Below are 17,259 nucleotides of genomic sequence, written 5' to 3'. Positions count from 1 at the left end.
CTTCAGGCCGCCCGGACCTCCTCTAGCAGTTCGGGGTGGCGGTCCAGCACTTTCAGCAGCTTGATCAGCGCCAGCGGCGGCATGGTCCGCCCCGTCTCATACCGAGAAAATGCATTGACGCCCCCGCCAAATATTTCGGCTGCCTCGCGCTGATCAAGGCGAAGCTTTTTGCGAACCGCAGTGATGAAGGTGGGGTCGAGGTATTTGGCGTTGACTTGCTTGTTAAAGGCGAGCATCGCTTCGCCCAGTGAATCGTCATGCATGGGCATGACTCCTTCTCCACACCTCGGGCACCAATCCCCCCTGACATTGCGAATTACCGTGGTCTCGCCACGATATGTATAGGGCACGTCTCGCAGTCCATCCACGAGTTCGGCGCCGCCACATTCCGGGCACTTCATCTGACCGCTCCTCCTTGCTCTGTGAACTACCTGAATTTGAATGAAACGACCAACACGCCATCGGTGACTATGAGCTTCACATACAAGGCGCCATTCGGTGTGATAGGCCGATAGACGTCCTGCCACACCGTGTGATCCTCATAGGCTGTCATGCTCTTGTAAAAGTCCCGCGGGGCAAGCTGCAGAAGTATGTCACGCACACTTCGCTTATTCAGCCCCATCTGGTTCGCTCCGTCGTAAGCAGTACGAGTCAGCCTCATCCGCCCCGCCTCGAGAAGTGCCCGCACTTCCGCCAGGCTGTAATGCGCCGTTCCCTTCTCCATGCAAATTAACCTATTTGGTTATTGCCAGCAAGTTCTGAACTGTGCCAAATCGCAATAATCCAATCCGTACAAACCCCTGCGACCGGCCCCCATCCCCGCTACAATGCAGGTTCCCCACAGCGCCCGGCAGGGGAGATTTCTCATATCCAAAGCATTCCCCCGCACTTCATTGAGTGAGTCAGCCATGGTTTTCAAAGTGTTCGTCGATGGTCAGGAAGGCACCACCGGTCTCCGGCTGCTTGACTATCTTTCCGGTCGTGCCGACGTGGAACTGCTGCGCATTGCCGAAGACAAGCGCAAGGACCCGGCCGAACGAGCACGCTTCCTGAACGCCGCCGACGTCGCCTTCCTGTGCCTGCCCGACGTGGCCTCGCGCGAGGCGGTGTCGCTGGTGACCAACCCGAACACCTGTGTGATCGACGCCAGCACGGCGTTCCGCACCGCCGACAACTGGGCCTACGGCCTGCCCGAACTGGCGCGCGGCCAGCGCGACAAGATCCGCGCCAGCAAGCGCATCGCGGTGCCGGGCTGCCACGCCAGCGCCTTCGTGCTGGCGGTGCGCCCGCTGGTGGATGCCGGCGTGCTGCCGGCCGACTACCCGCTGACGGCGTTCTCGCTGACCGGCTACAGCGGCGGCGGCAAGTCGATGATTGCCGAGTTCGAAGCCGGCGGTAACCCGAAGCTGAACAGCCCGCGCCCCTACGCGCTCGGCCTGGAGCACAAGCACCTGCCGGAAATGCGCGTGCAGGCTGGCCTGGCACAGGCGCCGATCTTCAACCCCATCGTCGGCAATTTCCTGAAGGGCCTGGCGGTGACGGTGCCGGTGTTTGCCGAGCGGCTGGCGCGCAAGGCCAGCCCCGAGCAGATCGTCGAGATCTATCGCCAGCACTATGAAGGCGAGCAGTTCGTGCGCGTGATGCCGTACAACAGCGCCGACAACCTCGACGGCGGATTCTTCGACGTGCAGGCCAACAACGACACCAACCGCGTCGACCTGTTCGTGTTCGGCAATGCCGAGCGCCTGAACCTGGTGGCGCGCCTGGACAACCTGGGCAAGGGTGCGGCCGGCGCGGCGGTGCAATGCATGAACGTGCATGTGGGGGCCGACGAGGCCAGCGGACTGCGCGCCTGAAGCCTGCCGTTCCCGCACGTCAAAAAAGCCGGCACTGCCGGCTTTTTTGTTGCCCCGCGGCCGCGGCTTACACGCGCTGCAGCGCGCGCAGCGCGTCGACCAGCCCGGCCCCCTGGAAAGCGCGCTCGCGCCCGAGGTCGGTGGCGGCGGCGCACAGGATGCTCTTGACCGTCTCGGGCTGGCCCATCAGTTCATTGTTGCGCGACAGCAGCAGCGCCGCGACTCCCGACACATGCGGTGCCGCCATGCTGGTGCCGTCCATCGACGCCAGCGTGCCGCCGGGCACGGTCGAGGTGATCTTCTCCCCCGGTGCCACCAGGTCGGGCTTGATGCGGCCGTCGCCGGTGGGGCCATGGCTGGAAAAGTAGGAGATGCCGAAGCGGTAGGGATCGGTGCGATGGGTCGCGCCCACCGTGATCACGGCGCGCGCATTGCCGGGATCGGTGATGGTCTGGCCGCGGAAGCCGGCGCCCATGTGTTCGGCGGCGAAGGCCTCGTCGTAGCCGTAGTTGCCCGCCGCCGCCACCACGATCACGCCGCTTGCCACCAGGCGGTCGCACTCCACACACACCGGGGTGCTGCCGCAGGCGTAGCTCCGCACGTCGTGGCGCAGCGCCACGCTCAGGTTGATGCCGTGCACCGACTGCCGGTCGCGGCTCTGGTTGAGCCAGCGCACATACTGCAGCGCGCCCAGGATGCCGAACTCGTCGCCCCTGCCCTGCGCGTCGAAAATGCGCAGGTCGAGCAGTTCGATGCGCGGGCAGATGCCGCTGACCTCACCGGCCTCCATCAGCTCGGGCGGCAGCGGCATGGGATCCGGCCGCGCCAGGTAGGCCGACGCAGGCCAGCCGGCGCCGATGATGCCCGCCACATGCGTACCGTGGCTGCCGCCGGGCGCCACGTACTGCGCCGGGTCATCGTGGCTGATTTCCAGCAGGGGCTCGATCACCGACCAGTCGATGATGCGGCCATGCGCCAGGTCCTCGGCAATCGCGGCGATGTGCTGCCGGAGTTCCGCCTCGCCGGGCCCGCGCTTGCCCTTGGGCATGGGCGGCAGGCGGCCGCTGGTGATCGCCGACAGGCGCGTGAAGTCCAGCGTCCGGACCACGCGCGACAGGCGCGGCGCGATCAGCCCGTCGCGCACGGGCAGCGGCCCGTCCAGCTTGAGCGGATCGAAGAAGGCCGGATGGCGCGCGTCGATGCCGGAATCGATCACCGCCCAGCGCACGCCCTGTCCGCCGGTATCGAACACGCGGATGGCCGCATCGGCCTTGACGGTCTTGCGCGAGGCGAACACCGCGTGCTCGGCCGGCCGGTTGACCGAGATGCGCCATAGCGGCGAGATGGCGGCGGCAGCGGCGGCGTCTCCGGCGGCCATGCCGGCGGTCGGCGTGGCGGCCCCCTCCACATGGTCCTCGCGCAGGCAATCCCACAGTGTCTCGAGCACCTGGCGGCTGGCCTGCGTGACACGCCGCGTCAGGCCACCGGGCGGGAAGCTGTCGTCGTGCAGGCCCAGCAGCGTCAGCGCGACATACTGCGCGGCGACATTGACCAGCCGCCCCAGCGCCTGCCCGGCCGGCGCGGTGAGGCCGCCGAAGCGGGTACGCGCCGCGGTGTAGCCGATGTCCTTGAAGCGCGCCAGCGCCGCCTCGCTGCCGACATGGGCCAGCACCGACTCGCCCAGCCAGCGTACCAGCGCATCGCCGGTCAGGCTCAGCGCCAGCGCACTGCGCGCGGCGGGCGTCCACCTGATGCCGGCCATCGGCACGCGCACCTCGCGGTGCCACCAGGCGGTGAGCGGCAGCAAGCGCAGCATGTCGAAGAAATCGATCTGCGCCAGCAGGTGCGATTCATTGGCGGCAAGGAAGCGCGGGCCGGCGGGGTCCGCTGCCGGACCGGCCAGCGCCGGCAGGCGCCTCAGTACCGCGGCGCGCAGCGCGGCGATGCCGGCGCCGTGGTGCGGGGTCAGCAGCAGGCCGCGCGGCACCTCGAACGATTCGCCGGATGCATACAGCAGCCAGACTTCGGAGCTGACCGGCAGGTCGCTGGTGAAGCGGTCGGGCTCGGCCTCGCAGCCGGCGAAGATCAGCAGATACGCGGCCCGTCGTTCCGACGGGCTCATGCGGTTCAGGCTCATGCGGGTTCCCCTGCGGTTGTCGCATTGTCCCCGGCGCCGGCTTCACGCCATCAAGGCGCTGTCCGGAATGCGGCGCGGCTGGTCGCGGCGCCGTTCAGCGCTTCAGCGGCTTTTGCCGGTCCTCGTCGCCGGCATCCACCGGCGCATCGCCCAGCCCCGTCATATTGGGGCGGTAGGGCGGCAGCTTGTCGACCGTGGTGTTGATCGCGCGCGCATACAGCGGCAGCACTTCGGGCAAGTGCCTTTCCAGGTCGGCGATGCGGCTGCGCCCGGACGGATGGGTCGACAGGAACTCGGCGCCGGACTGCGAGACCTTGCCCATCTTCTGCCACAGCGACACCGCCGCGCGCGGATCGTAGCCGGCGCGCGCGGCCACATCCATGCCGATCAGGTCGGCCTCGGACTCGTCCGAGCGGGAAAAGCGCAGCGTCAGCAGGTGCGCGCCGGTGCCCAGCGCCATATTGCCGAGGTTGCCGAAGCCGAACAGCTGCGAGATCACGTTGGCACCGAGGTTGGTGATCTCGGACTTGGCGGCGCGCTCGCGCGCATGCTCCTGCAGCGCGTGCGCGATCTCGTGCCCCATCACCATCGCGACTTCGTCGTCGGTCAGCTTGAGCTGGTCGAGCAGCCCGGTATAGACCGCGATCTTGCCGCCCGGCATGCAGAAGGCATTGACCTGCTTGGAGCCGATCAGGTTGATCTCCCACTGCCATTGCCGCGCGCGCTCGTTCCAGCGTGCGGTCTGCGGCAGCAGCCGCTTGCCGATGGCGCGCAGGCGCACCAGTTGCGGGTGGTTGTCGGGCGCCAGCGCGCGCTTGGCGCTGGCCTCCTGCTTGAGCTGCTCGTATTCCTGCACCGCCTGCTGCTCGATCACCTCGGCCGGCACGATATTGCGCACCGCCGAGCCGCCCGGGTTCAGCCGGATACCGCCGGCACCGCCGGCACCGCCGTCCTGCGGCTGCGCCGGCGCCGGCTGGCTCCAGCCGAGCGGCAGCACGGCCGCGGCCAGCGCCAGCGCACGGGCCAGCCGCAGTCGATGGGGACGCTGAACACCTTGCAGGCGGCGACGCATGGGGCGATTCCTCGGGCGCAATCGGAGAGTGGGCAAACAGGTGGTGCAATAATACACGGCGCCCGCGCAGCCGCGCGGGCGGCACACGGCCGCCCCATCCATGAATTTCCAGACCTATCTCGATATCTTCCGCAACCGCCGCATCGGCGCCATGCTGATGCTGGGCTTCGCCTCCGGCCTGCCGCTGGCGCTGACCTCCGGCACCCTGCAGGCGTGGATGACGGTCGAAGGGCTGGACATCAAGACCATCGGCTTTTTCTCGCTGGTGGGCCAGGCCTATATCTTCAAGTTCCTGTGGGCACCGTTGATGGACCGCTACACGCCGCCGCTGATGGGGCGCCGGCGCGGCTGGCTGCTGCTGACCCAGGTCGGGCTGGTGCTGGGCATCGCCGGCATGGCGTTCTGCCCGCCGCAGCAGGCGCTGTGGATGCTGGCGGCGCTGGCCACGCTGGTGGCGTTCCTGTCGGCCTCGCAGGACATCGTCTTCGACGCCTACAGCACCGACGTGCTGCGCCCGGCCGAGCGCGGCGCCGGCGCGGCGGTCAAGGTGCTGGGCTACCGGCTGGCGATGCTGGTCTCGGGCGGGCTGGCGCTGTGGCTGGCGGACCGCGTGCTGGGCTGGCAGCAGACCTACCTGCTGATGGCAGCACTGATGGGCGTGGGCATCCTGACGCTGCTGTGGGCGCCGGAGCCCGACGTGCCCGCGCGCGCGCCGCGCTCGCTGGAAGAGGCGGTGGTGGGCCCGCTGCGCGACTTCTTCGCGCGCCCGGGGGCCTGGTGGCTGCTGCTGCTGATCGTGCTGTACAAGCTCGGCGACGCCTTTGCCGGCAGCCTGTCGACCACCTTCCTGATCCGCGGCGCGGGCTTCTCGGCGGGCGAGGTCGGCATCGTCAACAAGACCCTGGGGCTGGCCGCGACCATCCTGGGCGCGCTGTTCGGCGGCACGCTGATGGTGCGGCTGGGCCTGTACCGTTCGCTGATGCTGTTCGGCGTGCTGCAGGCGGTGTCGAACCTGGGCTATTGGATCCTGGCGGTGACCCCGCCGCACCTGTGGACCATGGGCGCGACCATCGCGGTCGAGAACCTGTGCGGCGGCATGGGCACGGCGGCCTTCGTCGCGCTGCTGATGACGCTGTGCAACCGCTCGTTCTCGGCCACGCAGTACGCGCTGCTGTCGGCGCTGGCATCGGTGGGCCGGGTCTACGTGGGACCGACGTCGGGCTACATGGTCGAGGCCTGGGGCTGGGCGCCGTTCTATCTCGGCACCGTAGTCGTGGCGCTGCCAGGCGTGATGCTGCTCTGGGCGATGCGCCATACCGTGCACCGCTACGAGGCCCAGGCGCGAGAAGCGGTGGCCTGAGCCGCCGGCCGGCTTATTCCTTGTAGTAGACGATCTGGTGCGAGCTGGCGATCAACTCGCCCGCGGCGCTCCACAGCTGCGCGCGCTGGTCGAAAAAGCCTTGCCGGAACACCTGTGCCTGCGCGCTGGCCAGCACGTGGCTGTCGCCCAGGTCGGCCAGCGTGGACGCATCGGCATGGAAATACGTGGTCATCGACACCGTGCCGGCCGGCACGAAGCCGGCGCGCTTGAGGAAGATGCGCGGGTAGAAGCTGTCGGCCCACGCCGCCACCGCGGCGAAGTCGGGCGTGCGCGCCGGCGCGTCGCGCAGCCAGAACTGGGTCAGGCTGTCCGGGTGCTCGGTGCCGGCCTCGGCGATGGGCTTGGCGCCGCGCACCGGCCGCATGTCGTAAGCCTTGAGCCAGCGCACCGGTGCAAACCCGCCCATTCCCGGCAGCGTGTCGGCGGCCGGCACCTCCGGCATCACCGCTTCGCCGCAGGCCCAGGTGTCGCGCCGCACCGCGAACATCGCGGTGGCGGTGGTGGCAACGGCATCGCCCTGGCGCAGTTCCAGGGTCCAGTGCTGGGTCGAGCGGTTGGTGCGGACCGGACGCGCCTCGATCTCGAACGGGCCCTCGGCAATCGGGCCGGCAAAGTTGACGGTCAGCGAGACCGGCTCGCCGAGGCGCTGCGGGTGGTTCATGGCCGCCTGCAGCAGCGTGGCGGCCGTGATGCCGCCAAACGGGCCGATCATGTTCCAGTACGCCGGCGTGGTGCGGCCCTGGAAAAGGTGTTCGCCGGCCGGCACCAGCGCCAGCGCGTCGTCGAAGGGATGGAGCTGGCTGGAAACAGCGGCGGCTTGGATCTGGGGCGCAGTGGACATGGCGGAAGCAGGCTGGTCTCGTTGGAATAGAACGATCGTTCGCTAGCTGCCTACACTAACCGTAGTCAGCATTCCGGTCAAGCGTGGCCATGTGACCGGCCGCGCCCGGCCATGCCTCGCTTCATCCCCGCGCCCGCCGCCGCAACGGCAGCGCCCAGCCCAGCTGGTTGGCGACCACGCCCAGCAGCACCAGCGCCATGCCGGCCACCTGCAGCGGCCCAAGGACCACGCCAAACACCATCACGTCGATGACGATCGCCACCAGCGGATAGATGAACGACAGCGTGGCGATCGACACCACCGACAGCCGCTGGAAGGCGCCGTACAGCAGCGTGTACATCACGCCGGTATGCACCAGCCCGAGCGCCAGCAGCGCGGCCCAGGTGCCGCCGCCATAGCTGCCCGCGGCCGGATGCGCCAGCGGCGCCAGCATCAGCACGCCCAGCACCATCTGCAGCCCGGCGATCTGTCCCGGCGGGATCGCCTGCAGCCGCCGCGTCGCCAGCGTGGTCACGGCGTACAGCAGTGCCGCCAGCAGGCCCAGGCCGATGCCGGCCAGCATCGACGCGCCGCCGGCGCCGTGCTCGAGCCCGGTGATCAGCATGACGCCGGCAAAGGCCAGCACCAGCCATGGCAGCCGCGCGAACGGGAACGGCTCGCGCTGCAGCACCGAGGTCAGCAGCAGCAGGAAAAATGGCTGGGTGTGGTAGACCACCGTGGCGATGGCAATGCCGCTGTACGCGTACGCCGAGAACAGCGCCAGCCAGTTGAGCACCAGCGTGACGCCGCCCAGCACCAGCCAGCCGGCCTGGGCACGGGTCATGCGCACCCAGCCGCGCTGCAAGGTCAGCACGCCGAGCAGCGCTGCGCCGCCGAAAAGGCAGCGGAAGAACACCACGTCCAGCGGCGGCTGGCCGCTGGTCACCACGAACCAGCCGATGGTGCCCGACAGCACCATGGCGGCGGCCATGCGCCAGGTGCCGCCCGGCTGCGATTGTTGCGAAGGCATGAGGAACTCCGGTTTAGCCAATGGCCGCATTGTTCCACTCGTCACGGAAGTCAACAATGTGGCGGCAACTCAATTAGTATTTGACGACAGGTCAAAGACAGGAGATGCGGCATGCTGGATGCGCCACTCAATGCGATGGCGGTGTTTGCGCGCGTGGTCGAGTGCGGCAGCTTCTCGGCCGCCGCGCAAGACCTCGGCATGACACCGTCGGCGGTCAGCCGCCATGTCTCCCGGCTCGAGGCCCGGCTCGGCGCGAGCCTGCTGCAGCGGACCACGCGCGCGTTCGCGCTGACCGAGCTGGGCCAGTCGGTCTACGCCGCCTGCGCGCGCATGACCGCCGCCGCGCGCGAGGTCACCGCGCTGGCCGGCGAACACGGCGGCGCGCCGCACGGCGTGCTGCGCGTGAGCGCGCCGGTGTCTTTTGGCCAAGCCTGGCTGGCGCCGCGGCTGCCGTCGTTGCTGGCGAAATACCCGGGGTTGGACCTGCAACTGACGCTGGCCGACCGCATGGTCGACCTGGTCGAGGAAGGCCTGGATGTAGCCGTGCGCATCGCGCGCGAACTGGCCCCCGGCCTGGCGGCGCGGCCGCTGCGCGAGGTGCGCTACCGGCTGGTGGCCTCGCCCGGCTACCTGGAGCGCCATGGCGCGCCGGCAACGCCGGCCGACCTGCCGGCGGCGCGCTGCCTCTACCTCGGCTACGGCAATTTCGGCGAGCGCTGGACCCTGCGCCACCACGCCGGCGGCGACAAGGTGGAGGTCCGCATCCCGCCGCGGCTGACGCTGAACAACAGCCTGGCGATCATGAGCATGGTCGAGCGCGACGCCGGCATCGGGCTGGTGCCGGATTTCTCGCTGAGCGATGCGCTGGAACGGGGGCGCGTCGTCACCGTGCTGGGGGACTGGGACATCCTGGAACCCTACATCGGCACGGCATACGCGGTGTACACGCCGACGCGGCATGTGCCGCCCAAGGTGCGGGCCTTTGTCGACCACCTGGCTGCCAGCGCCGGCGACGCACCGCGTTAAGGTTCCGCCGGTGCGCGGGCTGCTAGCCCCCGGCCTGCCCCAGCACCCGCCGCAGCAGCCATAGCATCGCTTCACGCACGCTGCCGGCATCGGCGCCGGCCTCGATCTCGAGCGCGGCGCGGTCGAACGCTGCCGACAGCAGCGGGGCCACGCCGCCGGCGTCCACGCCCGCCGCCTCCAGCCCCTCGCGCAGGGTGCGGGCAGCGTTGGCCTCGTCGAGGGCCAGCATCTCGCGCAATCCCAGCACCGCGGGCCCTTCCACCAGCAGCAGGCGGGTGCGTCCGGGTACCGTCATCGCCTGCAGGTAGGCTTGCGCGCCATCGAGCAGGGCCTCGGCCGCGTCTTGCCCCGCCGGCGTGGCGGCCTCGATATCGGCGGCGACGGCCGCGGCTTCCTCGGCCAGCACGTGGCGGAACAGGTCGCGCTTGTCGGCAAAGTGGTGGTACAGCGCGCCCCGCGTGATGCCGGCGGCGGCGCAGACGTCAGGCGTCGAGGTTTCAGCGTAGCCTCGGCTGACGAACAGGGTGCGGGCAGCCTCGGTCAGCGCCTGGCGGGTGGCTTCGGTACGTTCGCGGTTGGTGCGGGCCACGGTTGGGTTCCTTGCAAACATGCAGCCTGTATCTTAATATCTATTTACATACAGACTGCATGTATTTAACGAGGAGCCATCATGAAAGTCACCAGCTATTACCCGGTCATCATGACTGCCGATGTGGCCGGGACGGCCGCGTTCTATCAACGGCATTTCGGCTTCACGGCCCTGTTCGCCAGCGACTGGTATGTGCACGTGCAACTGGCGGACGACCCTACGGTCAACCTCGCCGTGCTCGATGGCAGCCACCCGACCATACCGGCGCCGGCCCGCGGCCAGCACGCACAGGGGCTGCTGCTGAACTTCGAGGTGGAAGACCCGGATGCCGTCCATGAGCGCCTGCGCGCGGCCGGGCTGCCGATCCTGCAGCCGCTGCGCGACGAGGCCTTCGGCCAGCGGCACTTCATCACCGCCGATCCCAACGGCGTGCTGATCGACATCATCAAGCCGATCCCGCCATCGGCGGAGTTCGCGGCGCAGTACCAGGCCGGCGCGCTGCCGGCCTAGGCGGCGATCCCGTTCAGGCGGCGCAGACCCGGTACACCGCCAGGCTGCCGCGCCAGTTGACGCCCCAGCTGACGGTTACGCCCTCGTGCATCACGACGCGGTCGATCACGCGCAGGCCGACCTTGGGCGCCAGCGCCTCGAAGTCGCTGATGGTCAGCACGCGCACGTTGGGCGTGTTGTACCACTGGTAAGGCAGCGATTCCGACACCGGCATGCGGCCGCGGAACACCGACAGCCGGTGCGGCCAGTAGCCGAAGTTCGGGAACGAGACGATGCACTCGCGCCCCACCCGCAGCGTGTCGCGCAGCACCTGCGCGGTGTTGTGGATGGTCTGCAGCGTCTGCGACAGGATCACCGTATCGAAGCTCTTGTCCTCGAACAGCGCCAGCCCGCCTTCCAGGTTCTGCTGGATGACATGCACGCCCTTCTGCGCGCAGGCCAGCACGCCTTCGTCGCGGATCTCGATGCCATAGGCCTGCACCTCGAGCTCGTCCTGCAGCACGCGCAGCAGGCTGCCGTCGCCGCAGCCCAGGTCGAGCACGGTGGAGTTGGGTTCGATCCAGCGCGCGATCGCGCGGAAGTCGGGGCGCAGCGCCAGGATATTGGGATTGGCCAGGGCGTTCATGCGCCGATCTCCTCAGCGATGCGGTCGTAGTAGGCGCGCATCAGGTTGTGATAGCGCGGGTCGTCGAGCAGGAAGGCGTCGTGGCCGTGCGGCGCGTCGATCTCGGCGTACGAGACCGGGCGCTTGTTGTCCAGCAGCGCCTTGACCAGTTCGCGGCTGCGGCTGGGCGCGAAGCGCCAGTCGGTGCCGAAGCTGGCCACCAGGAAGCTGGCCTTGGTCTGCGCCATCGCACGGGTCAGGTCGCCGCCGTGCGCCAGCGCGGGATCGAAGTAGTCGAGCGCGCGCGTGATCAGCAGGTAGGTGTTGGCGTCGAAGTACTCGGCGAACTTGTCGCCCTGGTAGCGCAGGTAGCTTTCCACCTGGAACTCGACGTCGAACGAGAAGCGGATGTCCTCGCTCTTGAGCTCGCGGCCGAATTTCTCGGCCATGTCCTCGTCCGACAGGTAGGTGATATGGCCGATCATGCGCGCCACGCGCAGCCCGCGCTTGGGCTTGACGCCGTGCGCGTAGTAGTTGCCGCCGTGGAAGTCGGGGTCCGACAGGATCGCGCTGCGCGCCACTTCGTTGAAGGCGATGTTCTGCGCCGACAGCTTGGGCGTGGAGGCGATCACGATGCAGTGGCGCAGGCGCTCCGGATACATCAGGCTCCAGGCCACCGCCTGCATGCCGCCGAGGCTGCCGCCCATCACCGCGGCAAACTGCGTGATGCCGAAGGCGTCGGCCACGCGCGCCTGCGCATTGACCCAGTCTTCCACCGTAACCACCGGGAACGCCGCGCCATACGGTGCGCCGGTGGCGGGGTTCAGGCTCATCGGCCCGGTCGAGCCGAAGCACGAGCCCAGGTTGTTGACGCCGATGACGAAGAAGCGGTTGGTATCGAGCGGCTTGCCGGGACCGACCATGTTGTCCCACCAGCCCACGTCGCGCGGGGCGTCGGCATAGACGCCGGCGACATGGTGCGAGGCGTTCAGCGCGTGGCACACCAGCACCGCGTTGGAGCGGTCCGCGTTGAGCGTGCCGTAGGTCTCGACCATCAGGTCGTAGCCGGCGATGGACGAGCCGTTGCGCAGCTTCAGCGGCTCGGCAAAGTGCATGCGCTGCGGCGCGACCACGCCGACCGAATCCGGCGGCAGGTCGAACGCGGCAGGCGCGGCGGTCGGCAGGGCGACATCAGTCATGGAATCCGGCCCGTGGCGAACGGGCATAAAAAAACCCGACCGGCATTTGCGTATCAAGCGTCGCAGCCAAGTCGGGATTCGCTGGATTCCTTGCGGGATTCCGCGTGCCGGCGCCATCCACTGCCGTGGTGGCATGGGGCGCCGACCCAACCTCTTTAGCCGCATTTATAGTGGCGAGCCACGGACCCTGTCCTTGGCTGCCGCGCGCCCGCAAGCCAGTCATCAAATCGGCGCGACCGGGCAATTATAGAGCAATCGGCCCGGCTGGTTGCATTCAGCCCAGCAGCACGCGCAGATGCGCCTCGGCATGGTCCGACGGCGACTTGCGGAAACCGCTCTTGGCATAGCGGTGCCACTGCCCCTGCACCGCCGCCATGATCAGCGCGGCGCGCGCGGGAATATCGGCATCCGCCGGGAACGCGGCCTGGGTCACCGCGACCTTCAGGCACTGGCGCAGCGAGGCCTCGATGCGGTCCACCACCTGGTTGATGCGCTCCTGCAGCCGTTCGTGCTCGCCCACCAGGGCCTCGCCGGTCAGCACGCGCGTCATGCCCGGGTTCTTTTCCGCGAACGACAGCAGCATGCGCACGATCGCATGCGCCTGGCGCAGGCCGTGCTCTTCCTTGTCGGTGATCTGGTTGATCAGTCCGAACACGGTCTGCTCGATAAAGCCGATCAGCCCCTCGTACATCTGCGCCTTGCTGGCGAAATGCCGGTACAGCGCCGCCTCGGACACGCTCAGGCGCGCGGCCAGCGCCGCGGTGGTGATCTTCTCCCCGCGCGGGTGCTCCAGCATGGTGGCCAGCGTCTGCAGGATCTGCACGCGGCGCTCGCCGGGGCGCGGACGCTTGCGCGCCGGCAGCGCCGGCTGCTGGTCGGCGTCCGGCTCGCTGCCCTGCATGCTGCCCTGCGCGCTGCCCGTGATGACCGCCTCTGGTTCGCGCCCGTTGCTTTGCGTCATGACCCGGTTCTCCGCATTCGTCGTTGGAGTTGATGCATCGATTGTACTTTTATGTCCACATAGGCCGGCCGGTTCGGCACGCGCGCGCGTACGCGCGGCACGTTGCCGGGCTGCGCCTGCGGCGCCTGGGTCTCGGCGGCCACCAGCGTCACCGAGCGCTCCTGCACGGCGTGACCGGCATGGCGGCGGTCCTCAGCCTCGAGCGTCGAGCGCACCGCGGCGTCGCGGCGGCTGCCGTCGTCATGTGCGGCGGGCACCACGTGCGGTCGCGACGGCGCGACCGTGCGCAGGTAGCCGGTCACCCACGCGGTGCGGATGCCGGTGCCGGCGTAGCGCTTCAGATGCGACACCGTGTCCTCGACCAGCACCGCGCGATGCGGCGCGATGCGCGCCTGCGCCAGCAGCCGGCGCAGCATGCGGCGGTCAGGCTTGGGCCGCAGGTGGCCGTGCACCCACATCTGCTCGATCGCCACCACGCGCTCGAAGCAATGGCGGATGCCGGCGATGTCCAGCACCGCGCGCGCATAGTCCTGCGGCGCGTTGGTGACCAGGATCTTGCGCCCGGGCAGGCGCCGCAGGTGCGCGGCCAGGCCGCGCCGCACCCGCACCATCTCGGCCAGCGCCGGGAACTCATGCGCGGCGCGCAGGAAGTCCGCCGGGTCGACGCCATGGTGGCGGATCATGCCGAGCAGCGTGGCGCCGTAGCGCTGCCAGTAGTCCACGCGCACGCGGCTGGCGGTGGCCTCGTCGCAACCGAGCACGCGCGCCACGTAGGCGGTCATCAGCCGGTTGATCGCCGGGAAGATCGCGTGCGAGGCGTCGTGCAGCGTGTTATCGAGGTCGAACAGCCAGACCGTGTCGCCGGAGGTATTGCCCGCGGGACGGCGGCGGAGGCGAGCGCGGACACGGCGCGGTGAGGGAAGACTGGAAGGCACGCCGGGCAACTCGGAGGATGGTGGGATATGCCGGAGCGGCCGGCGGGGGCCGGCGCCGCTCCGGGGGCTCCGCTCAGTGCGAGCGGATCATGGTGCCGAAGGCCTGCTCGGTCAGGATTTCCAGCAGCAGCGAATGCTCGATGCGGCCGTCGATGATGTGCACCGAATGCACGCCGCTCTTGGCCGCGTCCAGCGCCGACGAAATCTTCGGCAGCATGCCGCCCGAGATGGTGCCGTCGGCGAACAGTTCCTCGATCTCGCGCGCGGACAGGTCGGTCAGCAGGTTGCCCTTCTTGTCCATCACGCCCGGGATGTTGGTCATCATCACCAGCTTCTCGGCCTTGAGGATCTCGGCCATCTTGCCGGCGACCACGTCGGCATTGATGTTGTAGGCCTGGCCGTCGTCGGAGAAGCCGATCGGCGAGATCACCGGGATGAAGGCGTCGTCCTGCAGCGCCTTGACCACCGCCGGGTTGATCGCCTCGATGTCGCCGACATAGCCGATGTCGATGAACGCGCCCGGGTTCTCGCGGTCGGGCATCTGCAGGCGCTTGGCGCGGATCAGGCCGCCGTCCTTGCCGGTCAGGCCGACGGCCTGGCCGCCGTACTGGTTGATCAGCATCACGATGTCCTGCTGGACTTCACCGCCCAGCACCCACTCGACCACTTCCATGGTCTCTTCGTCGGTGACGCGCATGCCCTGCACGAAGGTGCCGACCTTGCCGACCTTCTTCAGCGCCTCGTCGATCTGCGGGCCGCCGCCGTGCACCACCACCGGGTTCATGCCGACCAGCTTCAGCAGGATCACGTCACGCGCGAAGCCGTGCTTGAGCTTCTCTTCGGTCATGGCATTGCCGCCGTACTTGACCACGATGGTCTTGCCGTGGAACTTGCGGATATACGGCAGGGCCTCGGCGAGGATCTCGGCCTTCAGTGCGGGAGCGATGGCGGCCACCGCGGTCGCGGCAGGCCCAGGGTTGTCGGCGTTCATGGGGGACATCCGTGAGAATCAACAGGTATGATGGCTAAGCCGCCGCGTCCCCGGGGGGAAGCCCGACGGATCGCCCCCGGGGATCGCCCGAAAGTGCGCCATCCGGCCACGGCAGGCGCCGATTTTACAAGAAACCGCGCGGGGCGAAAGCGCGCCGGCCCAACGCGGCGCGGCGAACCGGCTGCAAGCGGCCTGCGGGGCACCGGCGCGTTCCGTCGATGCAACAAGCGCACCGCTTCGTAGCGGTTTGGCCCGCGCCGCGGCACAGTGTTCCCGAATCGCTTCGATCATGCCCGACCGAAATTCCCGCGCCGCCTCCCCATCGCGGAGGCAAACATGAGCGACGCCACAGCGGTGCTGACCGGCCAGCTGCGCCCGGTCGAACATTGCAGCCGCTGCGGCGCCGGCTTCGTCTGCGGCTACGTGGCGGGCTTGCCCGAGTGCTGGTGCGCCAGCCAGCCGCTGCTGCCGGCGCGGCAGATCGTGCCGGGCCAGCATTGCCTTTGTCCGGCCTGCCTGGCGGACCGGCGGCAGGCGGATCAGGCGCCGGATTCCACCCCCGGTTCCGTACCCGACCCAGCGGCCGGCTGACGCGCCGGCGCGGCCGCCGCACCGCTGTCCCACTGCATCGCCAGCATCCCGGCGACGATCAGCGCGGCGCCGGCCACCCGCGCCGGCGTCAGCGCGCGCACCGCAAACCCGGCCAGGCCGAACTGGTCCACCAGCAGCGCGGCCAGCACCTGCCCGGCCACCACCGCGGCGATAAAGCCGGCGGCGCCCAGCCGGGGGGCCATGATCAGCGCGGCCGAGATATAGAACACCCCCAGCACCCCGCCGCTCCACAGCCAGGCCGGCGCCTGGGCCAGTGCCGCCGGCGACGGCAGCGGCACCCGCATCAGCCACAGCACCGGCAGCAGCGCCAGCAGGCTGACCAGCAGCGACACCAGCGTCGCCGACAGCGGATGGCCGAGCATGCGCCCGAGCGTGGCATTGGCCCCGGCCTGGAACGGGATCGCGGCACCGGCCAGCACGGCGGTGCCCAGCGGCAGCCACAGCGATGACGGGATCGAAAACGACAGCTGGGTGCCTGACATGGCGCGCTCCATAGGGCAAGATGCGATGCCAGCAGTTTGAAATATCGCTTTGCGAATTTCCAATTCTGCTTTCGTACGTTTAATATTCGCCGAATGAATAGCCTACGCGGAATCGACCTCAACCTGCTGGTGGTGCTGGAAGCACTGCTGGCGGAGCGCCATATCTCCCGTGCCGCGCTGCGGCTGCACCTGAGCCAGCCGGCGGTCAGCCATGCGCTCGGGCGGCTGCGGCAGCTGCTCGACGACCCGATCCTGGTGCGCGGCAAGGGCGGGCTGGTGCTGAGCGCGCGCGCGCACGAGCTGTCGGGGCCGCTGGCCGAGGCGCTGGCGCAGGTGCGCATCCTGCTGGGGCCGAGCGGCTTCCAGCCGGCCACGGCGCGGCGCAGCTTCCGGCTGGCGATGTCCGACTACGGCGCGCTGGTGGTGCTGCCGCGGCTGCTGCGCGCGGTGCGCAAGGCCGCGCCCAATATCGACCTGGTGGTGTCGCAGGCCAGCCGCGAGGGCATGACCGCGCAAGTGGCCGACGGCGAGATCGACATGGCGCTGGGGGTGTTCAGCCACCAGCCCGAAGGCGTGCAGTCCGCCGAGCTGTTCCGCGAAAGCTATGCCTGCGCGGTCGATGCCGCCACCGTGCGCGATACCGGCCGGCTCGACCAGGTGGCCTACCTGGCGCGCTCGCACGTGCTGGTCGCCACCCACAGCGAACGCATGGATGCGATCGACACGGCCGTGGCCAAACTGGGAGGCCGGCGCAAGATCGCCTGCGTGGTGCCGCACTGGAGCGTGGCGCCGGCGCTGATCGCCGGGACCAACCTGGTGCTGACCACCGCGCGGCGCAGCCTGGCCGCGCTCGAGGACGACCCGCGCTACGCCGTGTTCGCGCCGCCGTTTGCGCTCGACGACTTCACCTTCACCATGATCTGGCACCAGCGCACCGAGGCCGATCCCGCCCACGCCTGGCTGCGCGAGCGCGTGCTGGCGGCGGCGGCGACTCAGGATTCGGACGAGCCGATCAGCTTGCGCGGCTGACGGCGCCCGGTGGGCCGGGCTTGCG

General features: G+C 69.1%; 19 protein-coding genes. 6 read left to right on the top strand and 13 right to left on the bottom strand.

Going from position 1 to position 17,259, the window contains the following annotated elements; genetic code table 11:
- Positions 1 to 2 precede the first annotated feature (2 nt).
- Both C7416_RS26740 and C7416_RS26735 read right to left on the bottom strand, forming a co-directional pair.
- Positions 3 to 401, bottom strand: coding sequence for a type II toxin-antitoxin system MqsA family antitoxin (locus C7416_RS26740; RefSeq protein WP_111521676.1), 399 nt, complete (start codon positions 399 to 401; stop codon positions 3 to 5).
- A 26-nt stretch (positions 402 to 427) separates the two neighbouring features.
- Positions 428 to 724, bottom strand: a complete 297-nt coding sequence (locus tag C7416_RS26735) for a type II toxin-antitoxin system MqsR family toxin (RefSeq protein WP_111521675.1) — start codon at positions 722 to 724, stop codon at positions 428 to 430.
- Positions 725 to 908: 184 nt separating this feature from the next.
- Here C7416_RS26735 and argC point away from each other — a divergent pair, with 184 nt between their 5' ends.
- Positions 909 to 1,856: an N-acetyl-gamma-glutamyl-phosphate reductase gene (gene argC, locus C7416_RS26730; RefSeq protein WP_111521674.1), complete on the top strand. Its 948-nt coding sequence runs from the start codon at positions 909 to 911 to the stop codon at positions 1,854 to 1,856.
- A gap of 67 nt (positions 1,857 to 1,923) precedes the next feature.
- Here argC and C7416_RS26725 read toward each other — a convergent pair whose 3' ends face one another.
- Both C7416_RS26725 and C7416_RS26720 read right to left on the bottom strand, forming a co-directional pair.
- The gene (locus C7416_RS26725) at positions 1,924 to 3,993 is read right to left on the bottom strand and encodes a S8 family peptidase (RefSeq protein WP_111521673.1); all 2,070 of its coding nucleotides are present in this window, start codon (positions 3,991 to 3,993) and stop codon (positions 1,924 to 1,926) included.
- Between the two features lie 94 nt (positions 3,994 to 4,087).
- Positions 4,088 to 5,065: a M48 family metallopeptidase gene (locus C7416_RS26720; RefSeq protein WP_111521672.1), complete on the bottom strand. Its 978-nt coding sequence runs from the start codon at positions 5,063 to 5,065 to the stop codon at positions 4,088 to 4,090.
- Between the two features lie 100 nt (positions 5,066 to 5,165).
- Here C7416_RS26720 and C7416_RS26715 point away from each other — a divergent pair, with 100 nt between their 5' ends.
- Positions 5,166 to 6,425 carry a muropeptide transporter gene (locus C7416_RS26715; RefSeq protein ID WP_111521671.1) on the top strand — a complete coding sequence of 420 codons (1,260 nt, stop codon included), beginning with the start codon at positions 5,166 to 5,168 and terminating at the stop codon, positions 6,423 to 6,425.
- Between the two features lie 13 nt (positions 6,426 to 6,438).
- Here the strand turns inward: C7416_RS26715 and C7416_RS26710 are convergent, their stop codons facing one another.
- Positions 6,439 to 7,287 carry an acyl-CoA thioesterase gene (locus tag C7416_RS26710; RefSeq protein ID WP_111521670.1) on the bottom strand — a complete coding sequence of 283 codons (849 nt, stop codon included), beginning with the start codon at positions 7,285 to 7,287 and terminating at the stop codon, positions 6,439 to 6,441.
- Between the two features lie 121 nt (positions 7,288 to 7,408).
- On the bottom strand, positions 7,409 to 8,296 hold the full coding sequence (locus C7416_RS26705) for a DMT family transporter (RefSeq protein ID WP_111521669.1): 888 nt from the start codon (positions 8,294 to 8,296) through the stop codon (positions 7,409 to 7,411).
- 111 nt (positions 8,297 to 8,407) lie between these two features.
- Here C7416_RS26705 and C7416_RS26700 point away from each other — a divergent pair, with 111 nt between their 5' ends.
- Positions 8,408 to 9,322 carry a LysR family transcriptional regulator gene (locus tag C7416_RS26700; RefSeq protein ID WP_111521668.1) on the top strand — a complete coding sequence of 305 codons (915 nt, stop codon included), beginning with the start codon at positions 8,408 to 8,410 and terminating at the stop codon, positions 9,320 to 9,322.
- Positions 9,323 to 9,344: 22 nt separating this feature from the next.
- On the opposite strand, the gene C7416_RS26695 is transcribed toward C7416_RS26700, so the two are convergent.
- Positions 9,345 to 9,932, bottom strand: coding sequence for a TetR/AcrR family transcriptional regulator (locus C7416_RS26695; RefSeq protein WP_111521667.1), 588 nt, complete (start codon positions 9,930 to 9,932; stop codon positions 9,345 to 9,347).
- Between the two features lie 60 nt (positions 9,933 to 9,992).
- On the opposite strand from C7416_RS26695, the gene C7416_RS26690 reads away from it, so the two are divergent.
- Positions 9,993 to 10,421, top strand: a complete 429-nt coding sequence (locus tag C7416_RS26690) for a VOC family protein (RefSeq protein ID WP_111521666.1) — start codon at positions 9,993 to 9,995, stop codon at positions 10,419 to 10,421.
- A gap of 13 nt (positions 10,422 to 10,434) precedes the next feature.
- Here the strand turns inward: C7416_RS26690 and metW are convergent, their stop codons facing one another.
- From metW to argB, 5 genes are all read right to left on the bottom strand, one after another.
- Positions 10,435 to 11,046: a methionine biosynthesis protein MetW gene (metW, locus tag C7416_RS26685; RefSeq protein ID WP_062796341.1), complete on the bottom strand. Its 612-nt coding sequence runs from the start codon at positions 11,044 to 11,046 to the stop codon at positions 10,435 to 10,437.
- Entirely contained in the window at positions 11,043 to 12,224 is a 1,182-nt protein-coding gene (gene metX, locus C7416_RS26680) for a homoserine O-succinyltransferase MetX (RefSeq protein WP_111521665.1), read from the bottom strand. The genes metW and metX overlap by 4 nt, the downstream gene beginning before the upstream one ends.
- Before the next feature lie 274 nt (positions 12,225 to 12,498).
- Positions 12,499 to 13,185: a nucleoid occlusion factor SlmA gene (gene slmA, locus C7416_RS26675; RefSeq protein ID WP_111521664.1), complete on the bottom strand. Its 687-nt coding sequence runs from the start codon at positions 13,183 to 13,185 to the stop codon at positions 12,499 to 12,501.
- A complete protein-coding gene (locus C7416_RS26670; RefSeq protein ID WP_111521720.1) occupies positions 13,182 to 14,120 on the bottom strand; it encodes a pyrimidine 5'-nucleotidase in 939 nt (312 codons plus the stop codon). The genes slmA and C7416_RS26670 overlap by 4 nt, the downstream gene beginning before the upstream one ends.
- A 73-nt stretch (positions 14,121 to 14,193) precedes the next feature.
- Positions 14,194 to 15,111: an acetylglutamate kinase gene (argB, locus tag C7416_RS26665; protein WP_039008462.1), complete on the bottom strand. Its 918-nt coding sequence runs from the start codon at positions 15,109 to 15,111 to the stop codon at positions 14,194 to 14,196.
- Positions 15,112 to 15,447: 336 nt separating this feature from the next.
- Between argB and C7416_RS26660 the strand changes: the two genes are divergently transcribed.
- Complete coding sequence (locus C7416_RS26660; protein WP_111521663.1) at positions 15,448 to 15,702, top strand: cysteine-rich CWC family protein; 255 nt, start codon at positions 15,448 to 15,450, stop codon at positions 15,700 to 15,702.
- Here the strand turns inward: C7416_RS26660 and C7416_RS26655 are convergent.
- Positions 15,651 to 16,205, bottom strand: a complete 555-nt coding sequence (locus tag C7416_RS26655; RefSeq protein ID WP_111521719.1) for a DMT family transporter — start codon at positions 16,203 to 16,205, stop codon at positions 15,651 to 15,653. The two genes, C7416_RS26660 and C7416_RS26655, sit on opposite strands and share 52 nt — an antisense overlap.
- Positions 16,206 to 16,298: 93 nt before the next feature.
- On the opposite strand from C7416_RS26655, the gene C7416_RS26650 reads away from it, so the two are divergent.
- A complete protein-coding gene (locus C7416_RS26650; protein WP_111521662.1) occupies positions 16,299 to 17,234 on the top strand; it encodes a LysR family transcriptional regulator in 936 nt (311 codons plus the stop codon).
- The last annotated feature ends 25 nt before the right edge of the window (positions 17,235 to 17,259 follow it).

It is taken from the genome of Cupriavidus phytorum, assembly GCF_003254285.1.
In the GTDB taxonomy this organism is placed as follows: Bacteria; Pseudomonadota; Gammaproteobacteria; order Burkholderiales; family Burkholderiaceae; genus Cupriavidus; species Cupriavidus phytorum.
Note: the sequence above shows the minus strand (reverse complement) of the source record. Positions and strands in the feature narration are given on the sequence as shown.